Raw genomic sequence first — 8,212 nt, forward strand, 5'->3', positions numbered from 1 at the left:
CAACAAATAACACGTTGCGATAACGGTGGAGGTGGGCCTGGCTTAGATTGCCCCGACACCCCGCAAAACGCCGAGGTGGTCTCCGCTTAGATTGCCCGAGTGGTCCTGGCTAACGTTGCCAGAGACACAAGCAGGTCACCAACCATGTTCCCAGCGCGTGGAGTGATATCGGCTGCCGCCAGGACACCAGGATCAAGCGATACCGCGAGTTTCACTCGTTGCTTCACACCAAGAACTTCTGCCGGAGAGTTCAAAATCGCTAAGGCAAGGCGTGCGCGATCTAAAGGTTCTGCATCGTCAGCCTCAGAAACTTCATCAACGGCGTTTAATGAGACAGCGAGATGGTCGTCAACCAGGCCGACCTCCTTCACATACGCAGCAACATTTTGGAAGGTCAGACGCATGAGTCGATTCCGCATCAATACCGGCCATACCGCCGGGGCTAAAAGACTCAGATCCGACAACATAACTTCCGGTCCCGTGTGAGAAGCAATTGCCTCAGCGGCGTCGAGATCACTCCGTGCCGCGGATTCGAGGAATGCGGTGAGCTGTTCGTTGGTAGCGACGGCCAGAGGCGTCTCCTCAGAACTCCCGAAAGCGGCGGCGTAAGCTGTCGGCGCTCCAATTGCATAACTGACAAGAGCGGCGCTAGACGCCGCCAAATTGTCGAGCGAGATGTCGGTTTCCCCGCTTAGGATCTCGAGGTTCTCGAGGGACAGCTTGTAGGCGCGGGTGCTGCGGAACGCGTCAAGGGCGACCTCGGGGAGACCGCGTAGGGAAGGCACTACGGCGCCTGCGTCCGCAACGAACTGCACCGCTCGAGTCGCTTCAAGTTCGGTAGCACCTTGCATCAGCGCAGGCATGGAGGCAAATTCGGTCTGGAGAAGCACGCGGAGGTCGTCTGAAAATTTGTAACGGACCTCTGCGACGCGAGCTCCAATCGCCGCTCCGACCAACTCCGCACGTTCTTTAGGTAGCAGACTTGAAGTAGTCGCCAATCGCACGAACACCTCACGCATATGGGGTGTCAAGAGTGTTACGAACGACGCTTTTTCGGCGCCTGCTTCGAGGTAGCGGTCAATGAAATCGGATCCAGCGGGACCGTTTGTTGCTATATTCCGCACGACAATAGCGCCGTGATGCAACTGCGTGGCCAATAGATAGTCCACGATACCAACGTTGAACATACTTGTTTCCTGCAGCACGGAAAGGCCTTGGTCTCGCAGAATCGCTGCCGCGTCGTCTGCATCGAGCACGAAGTCAGGGTCGTTTTTTCCGTGGTCGACAAAGCGCATCACATAGGTCATGGCGCTCGGGCGAATGAGCGTGCCGTAGAACGACGAAACATGCAGCGGGAAGTAGGACGTTATGTATCCGTTGATTACTAGGTCTGCTGCAAGTCTCGACGGGAGCTTCTGTACCGCCCATTGCCGAAAGCTCGAGGCTTCTGAGTCATCCGACTGATAAGTGAACTCCGGGTACTCGGCGAGCTCCTTCCAAGTCGCACGTTGGAGTCGAACTAGGGCTTCTTCGTTCGATGCGAGGGTCTTCTCAGCATCGTCTGCGTTTTCGTCGTTCTTGAAATCCTGTGCGCCGAGGGCACGTCCCACAAGACGTTCAAGCGTGTCGAGCGAGAGGCTCATGGTCTGCGGCCCCGAGTTGTAGGGCGGGGGATTCGCTTGCAGTGTGATGCTGCCGCCAGCTTCCGCGATATCTAGCCAGAAGCTTGGCTTGGACAGTGTAGGAAGATCAACGTTTGCTCCATTGTAAGAAAGAGTTGCCGAGGCGAGCCCGGTGCCCGGCGCAGTGAACAGTGCGTCGATTCGGGAGGTGAGGAGCTGTGCCACCTCGGTTGCATAGCGCGCGCCAGACGATCTATTGGAAATTTTTGTTCTAAGTTCCCGATTCCGCAGCCTTATTGAATGGGTGTTTGTCTCGACGAGTTCGCGCCAAAGTGTCCACAGTTCGTCCAGTGAGCTCGTCGCGTGCCTGATTCTTTCGAACTGACCCATGTGAGCATTCTTGAACAGCACCATTGCGAACAGACGGTCCTCATCGAGCCCTGGAACAGGTCCCTCGACATCGAGAAGCCTGTGTTTGAACACCACGTACTCATTGATGATGTTGTGAATGAGACGCATATCAGCGAGGTGGCGTGCCGCAAGGTTGATGAGATCCTTTGAAACTTTGAGGTCGCGCGACTCGAGTTCGCGTGCCATGAGGTCGGCTGCGTTCTTGTGCGTAATGAAGGGGACGACCGGAATAACTAGCTCGAAAAATTTTGTTCGGTTGGCGCGCGATAATTCCGCGCGTGCCTCGTCAGCCATCCCCTCAGAGACCTTCTGTCCGAGCTTCTCAAAGACGCTGTCTCGCATTGCGTAGATGAATCTGATGTTGCGCTTATTGAGTTGCTGGGCCGAGTTCAGCAATCCGTTGAGGGACCTTAGCGATTCGAAGATTTGCGGGTCGTCGAAGCGGTCGAGATCTTCGATTATGACGATGTCTCGTTTCGAATTGTTCTCGAAGAAATAGATGATCTCGTCGAGATACTCGTCGAAGTAGCTCGCTGACCGCGGCGGCAGCGTAATCGTGGCCGGACCTGCCGTGACCTTTTCTATACCTATTCGACCGCGCGTGAGTGCCCGGGCAAGGAATGTCGCCGTGCCAACAATGATTGCGACGACAACAAGCAATCCGACGTATGCAACCCAGTGAGGTCTTCCGGTGACGGTAAGTGCGAGTGTGGGCGTAAAGGCAACGTCGATGCCCAGCAATATGGCGATGATAGCGGCTATGCCGCCTGCCCCCAGCGCCACCGCTAATTCCACATCCCATCGGAAGCGCCCGATTCGCCGAAATCGAGATTCTGGAGCGGCCGACGGACGCTGCTGATACAGGAGTTGCTTTACGATCTCTTTCTGGATTCGATTGGTAGTGGATTCAGCCTGAGGATGACTGTCGTCAGTGACTGTCGAGGACTCGGGTTGTTCACCCAAGGTAAGGAGAGACAGCTCGACGACCCTATTTCGATAGGTCTCGGCAAATTGATGGAGGATGCTGCTTTTACCTGTGCCGTACGTCCCCGCGAGAGCGACGTTTCGGACTCCCGGTTGAGTATCAATTGCAGTAGCAAGCATCGTGAAGTAAACGCCGTGCCTGTCAAACGAGTACGCCGGCGCAAGACTAGAAAGATTTGGCGCAGTGTCATCCAACTTTGCAACAGCGACTGGCTTTCGTCGCATTGAACTCCCCGAGTTATCCGCGGCGTAAGACTGCTCATCCGAACGTCTGGTCGCACTCCTGCGACAAATCTTACGAGTAATAGGCGACCGGCCGATTATCGGCATGAGCAAGGGACAGGTCGATCCCGCGAGAACGACCCGAACCTCCTAGGTCCCGATTTAGACCAGCGCCTGCTCATAACACCGGCACTCCGCCCGATTCTCGGCAGCGCTGGTATGGACTCGGTCGCAGGCGATTCGTCCGACTACGTGTGACCACAAAGACACCGGACCACAAAGCAGTAAAGAAGAGTGCGGAGTTGTATGCATTTCACAGTGCATTCCTGTTGAGTTGCGTCTTGGGATGCTGTCTAATGGGGTCATGTCCACTACAACGCAGCGCCCAGGGCTTCGAGCTCATGAGGACTCCGTGCGGTTCACTCAACCCGAGTTGGTGTCTGCGCTTCGAGAGATCCTAGGCTCCAAGCTGGTGGCGTATCTGGGCCGGGTGACTTCTACCCGGCAGGTCGCGGAGTGGGCCTCGGGTGAGACGAAGTTGTCTGCAGACAAGCTGGACCGTCTCCGTACCGCGTACTTCATCGCTGGGCTTCTTCGGGAACGTGAGGGTTCTGCGACGGTGCAGTCCTGGTTCAAGGGGATGAACCCGCAGCTTGACGATGTCGCGCCGGCGCAGCTGCTCCGGGAGGAGCCGATCGATACGGCTGGGCCCGCCGTGGTCGCGGCCGCTCGTGCGTTCGCGTTCATCGGATGACGCAGCCGCACCTCGAACGCACCACCCGCACAGAACAGGTCTGGCATGTCGGCTTCCGACCCGATGTGTGGGCATGGTCGGACTGGCGATACGCGACCGACAACGGCCGTTTCGACGGCCGCTGGGATGATCAGCACGGTAATTTCCGGACGATCTACACCGCTGACAGCTTGTACGCCTGCCTCCTCGAGGTGCTGGCGAAGTACCGCCCTGCCCGATCCGTCGAAGATCAGGTGGCGGCGATCGATGACAGCGACGGACACGGCGCCCTGTACCCCGACTATTCCGCGGGCAATCTTGACCACAGTTGGCTCAATGACAGGCTTGCAGGACACGCGACACAAGACGGCGTGTACTGCTACGTCACTCATTCGACCACCGTCGCGGCCTTGCGGCGCCGGTTCGATCCGGCCCACTACGGCGTACCCGCTACTGACTTCGACGCAGCTCTTCTGAAAGACTCAGCTCCTCGCGCCCTGACCCGTTCGATCGCAACATGGCTTTACGAACTCTCGGGCACCCTCGCCGTCGACGGAGTCGAGTTTCGGTCGCGGCACGGTGACGACCTCCGAATGTGGGCAATCTTCGAACGCCCCAATGACCCAGAAGTCAGCCCACGCCTGACCAGCGCGACCCAGGCTCCGCTTACCCCAGATACTCCCGAGCTCCGTGATGCGATGGCGCTCCATGGTCTCCGATGGTCATAGCCGGCGAGTTTTGGACTGAGTCAATCTCGGCTCGGTGAAGGATGAGGACTCGGCGCGGCAGAGCTTCGCATCTCGAGAGCCTCCATGTTTTTTGTCAGGAAGCCTCTGTGACAAATCAGACGTACGGGGTAAGAAGCCCTCGGACTGACTGGGGGAAAGTCCGAGGGCTCAGAGTGTTCGGCCGCCGCAGGGGGATACGGGGATATCCCGAACACTCGTTGTGAGAATAGCGGGGGAAGCTGGGCCATTTCCCGGCGCGTAAGCAAGGGGCTCGGTATCTGTACGAAACCGAGCCCCTTTTTCCAGCTTGTTGGATTACTTGCCGAGGTCGTCTTTGACGTCTTCGACGTTTTTGCGGGCTTCGCCCATGGCCTGGTCTTGCTGGCCCTGCGCAGTGAGCTCTTCATCATCAGTTTTCTTGCCCACGAACTCTTCAGCGTGGCCGGCGGCCGAGAACGCAGCAATCAATGCATCAGTCTGATCGATGGTCGGGTGGGCCTGCTGATAGCGGGTAACAAATTCGTTTCGGCCGCGAAGAAGATGGGCGAGCATCTCCGCTGTCAACGGCTCCATCACTCCAGCATGCCGCACTCATTCGAAACCACACCCGAAGACAGCCACCGCATGGTCATCGCCTCAGTCACCATCCCCTCACCAGGCCTCCCACTCCCTTCAACTCCATGCAGACAGGGCGGACGCTTCTTCCGAGACCCAAGACGAGTCTGATCGCAGGAGGAACGACTGCCCGTCGCGCATATCGATCGTTGTTGCGCGATGAACCTAGGCTGGTTTTATGAGTCGACCCGATCGCAGCCGGGGACGCAGCCGCGGCTATCTCGTGGCCGCGGTTGTGTTCGTGCTGATCGGGCTGTCCCTGGCGGGCATGCAGCTCATGATCGCCAACGACAGAGGGTCCACGTACAAGTGCATTATCGAGGGGCCGCGCCCGTCGCTCGCCGCGCACCCCGACGTTGTCACGGGGAGCGTTTCGTACTGGCCGCTCGGCCGGACCTGCTATTGGGCCAGCGCAGCAGGCGACGAAACGATCGCAACGTATGCCGGGAACTGGCCGGTCACGTTCATCATGGGGGGCTTCCTGGTCGGCGCGGTGGTTCTCGCGGGAGCGAAAGGGACCACGCACCGGCGACGGGCGGACAACCAGTTATCTGCCTGGGCGGAGGATGAAGAGACCTCCTAAGCCGGTAGTACGGGAACGGCCAGCGTCTACCCGGCGGCTATCCACGTGGGGCGGGGACACGGCGCGCACCGTTATTGCGGTGTGCAACCCCAAATTTATTTCGCTGCGCTCAAAGGGGTTACCGTGATGGGTATGACGGGATCAGACGCGGCCGGCGAGCGAGAAACATGGCTCAGCCGCTTGTTCCGAAGGCCGGACCTGTCAGATCCGGTGAAGGTCGCTGAACAGATCGTTGGGGTGCGGGTGCCGGAGCCACGGGAGCAGATCATCGCCCGGTACACCGCTGCCGTGCAATCCATCGTGGATCAAAACCCTGATGGCGCGCCGCTTGTCGTGTCGGTGAGGGAGGTGGGTCTGATGAATATCCACGTGAACGAAGACGGGCAGGTAACCCTCACCCCGCGTCCACCAGCGCTGCCATAACGCCCTGCGATGGTGTGGTCCCCGGAATGGTACTCAGCAATAGCGCGCTAAATCTCATCCGACAGTTATTCGAACATATATTCGAATAACTGTTTTAGCCTTGGTGGATGAAACGGACAAACTTCCGCGAGACGAGTGACGGTGCGGGCGTGGCCTGTCTAACGGGGGAGTCGGGCGCGCAAACGCCACACTTGGACAGCGCCGACGACGGCGACCGCGAGGCCGACAGCGACGATCAGCGCCCAGCCGAGAATGTTGTACCACTGGCCGTGGAACGCGGCGTAAGTGTTTTCGCCGGCGAGAGCGAACAGGAACAGGGCGGCCCCGCCCCAGACCAGCACGTTCGCGGTCAGCGCGGTCTTCGCGAGACTTCCCGTTTTCTTCATGCGCCCACACTCCCACTAGCACCTGCATATTTGCCACCGGCCACCGGGGGGAGTGTGACCTAATCGGCACAAGCAAAAGATATGCCGAGTCCGTCGAGCGCCGGTCGCTGGCGGCGATGAATCTTCGCGACATGGTGGGTGACCCGGAGACGTTGACACCGTTCGAGCTGGACCTTGATAACGAGCTCGTCACTCACGATCCGAAACCGAAGAAGGCCCGCGCCTGGGTCCGCTACAACGGCAGGCCCATGCGGGTCAACGTGTACGTACTGGCGTGGACTCAGCATGCCGCCCGCGTCCGTTGGGTGAACGCCGACCAGGACCGGCAAGAAGCGTGGGTGTGGCAGTTCGCCGTCGAGAACACCGCCTGGGTCGAACCCTCGTAGCAGGCCTTCCCGCAGCAGCGCGGCCGCGTCTTTGCAGTGAGAGTGGCGGGTGGTTCGGTGGCTTCGCGGCCGCCGTTCTTGTCTGGATGGAGCCGCGTTGCGGCGCTGTTGCCGCCCCTTTGGGGCTTTGTTGTTGTGCCGTGAATCCTTCGGAAGCGTACGGGCCAGCCCGCTCCGCGCAAGCAGCTGCGCTGCCGGCTCCTTCCGAGATTTTCGGCACGCGGTCGCTGCGCTCCCTTATTTCGCGCCGAAATCCTCTCCCTCCGCCGTCCTTCGGGTTGCACTCCACGGGCTGGCCCTCCTCGACACTTCGTGTCTTCACGGCAAAACAACGTGGGGAGGAAGAAAGAGAACAGGCCATGAGCACCGCATCCGCCGCCCGCACCAGCAAGACCCGCACCCCCGCGAAAACTGCCGACGAGAGGAAGGCGCAGGCGGAGGTGCTGCACCAGTCGATCACCGATCAGGTCGAGGGCCTACGCGATTCGGGCCAGTGGGCCGCATTTTTGGACTTTGCGCAGGCGTTCCACGCGTACTCGCTGAACAATATTTTGCTGATCATTTCTCAGCTTCCCGAGGCGTCCAAGGTCGCAGGGTTTCGTAAATGGCAGGGCTTGAATCGTCAGGTGCGGAAGGGCTCAAAAGGTATCCGCATTTTCGGGTACTCGACGAAGAAGGTCACCGAGGAAGACGCCAACGGTGACGAGGTAGAGAAGAAGATTGCCCGGTTTCCGATCCTCTCGGTGTTCGACATCAGCCAGACCGACCTCATAGACCCTGACCTTGGTGACCCCAGCACCCTCACCACGCTACTGACCGGCGCGGATGACTTCGGGATCGTGGACGCTCTCAGCGCCTACCTCATCGGGGAGGGCTGGACGGTCGAGCGCGCCCCGCTACCCGGGAGCATGAACGGGGTGACCCGCCCGGAAGAGATGACGGTCGTTATCGACTCTGACCTGTCGCCGGAGGCGGCTGCTAAGACGATGATCCACGACTTGTTGACCGCACTAACTGGGTCAGTTTGCGGGCGTTGGTCGTGGTGGCGAACATTCGCCGCGCCGACGGCGATCATCGTCCGCGGATCCTGCGCGCTCGTGTGCTCTGGTCGTCGCAGAG

Annotated in this window: 9 protein-coding genes; 6 read left to right on the plus strand and 3 right to left on the minus strand. The window is 59.4% G+C overall.

The window, feature by feature from the left end; all coding sequences use genetic code 11:
* Nucleotides 1-86: 86 nt before the first annotated feature.
* Nucleotides 87-3,212, minus strand: coding sequence for a YobI family P-loop NTPase (locus B7R21_RS17950; RefSeq protein ID WP_147305951.1), 3,126 nt, complete (start codon nucleotides 3,210-3,212; stop codon nucleotides 87-89).
* 499 nt (nucleotides 3,213-3,711) lie between these two features.
* Between B7R21_RS17950 and B7R21_RS17955 the strand changes: the two genes are divergently transcribed.
* Both B7R21_RS17955 and B7R21_RS17960 read left to right on the plus strand, forming a co-directional pair.
* Complete coding sequence (locus B7R21_RS17955) at nucleotides 3,712-3,993, plus strand: hypothetical protein (protein ID WP_253259903.1); 282 nt, start codon at nucleotides 3,712-3,714, stop codon at nucleotides 3,991-3,993.
* Entirely contained in the window at nucleotides 3,990-4,700 is a 711-nt protein-coding gene (locus tag B7R21_RS17960; RefSeq protein ID WP_116284635.1) for an RES domain-containing protein, read from the plus strand. Before B7R21_RS17955 ends, B7R21_RS17960 begins: the two co-directional genes overlap by 4 nt.
* Nucleotides 4,701-5,015: 315 nt before the next feature.
* Here the strand turns inward: B7R21_RS17960 and B7R21_RS17965 are convergent, their stop codons facing one another.
* Complete coding sequence (locus B7R21_RS17965) at nucleotides 5,016-5,273, minus strand: CsbD family protein (RefSeq protein WP_253259904.1); 258 nt, start codon at nucleotides 5,271-5,273, stop codon at nucleotides 5,016-5,018.
* 220 nt (nucleotides 5,274-5,493) lie between these two features.
* On the opposite strand from B7R21_RS17965, the gene B7R21_RS17970 reads away from it, so the two are divergent.
* The gene (locus B7R21_RS17970; RefSeq protein WP_147305952.1) at nucleotides 5,494-5,898 is read left to right on the plus strand and encodes a hypothetical protein; all 405 of its coding nucleotides are present in this window, start codon (nucleotides 5,494-5,496) and stop codon (nucleotides 5,896-5,898) included.
* Nucleotides 5,899-6,030: 132 nt separating this feature from the next.
* Nucleotides 6,031-6,321 carry a hypothetical protein gene (locus B7R21_RS17975; protein ID WP_147305953.1) on the plus strand — a complete coding sequence of 97 codons (291 nt, stop codon included), beginning with the start codon at nucleotides 6,031-6,033 and terminating at the stop codon, nucleotides 6,319-6,321.
* Between the two features lie 158 nt (nucleotides 6,322-6,479).
* Here B7R21_RS17975 and B7R21_RS17980 read toward each other — a convergent pair whose 3' ends face one another.
* A complete protein-coding gene (locus B7R21_RS17980) occupies nucleotides 6,480-6,707 on the minus strand; it encodes a hypothetical protein (RefSeq protein ID WP_116284638.1) in 228 nt (75 codons plus the stop codon).
* A gap of 116 nt (nucleotides 6,708-6,823) precedes the next feature.
* Between B7R21_RS17980 and B7R21_RS17985 the strand changes: the two genes are divergently transcribed.
* A complete protein-coding gene (locus B7R21_RS17985; RefSeq protein ID WP_147305954.1) occupies nucleotides 6,824-7,093 on the plus strand; it encodes a hypothetical protein in 270 nt (89 codons plus the stop codon).
* Nucleotides 7,094-7,452: 359 nt separating this feature from the next.
* Nucleotides 7,453-8,212, plus strand: a 760-nt coding sequence (locus B7R21_RS17990; RefSeq protein ID WP_116284640.1) for an ArdC family protein, incomplete at its 3' end; no start/stop codon positions are given.

This window comes from Subtercola boreus (assembly GCF_003399625.1).
GTDB lineage: Bacteria > Actinomycetota > Actinomycetes > Actinomycetales > Microbacteriaceae > Subtercola > Subtercola boreus_C.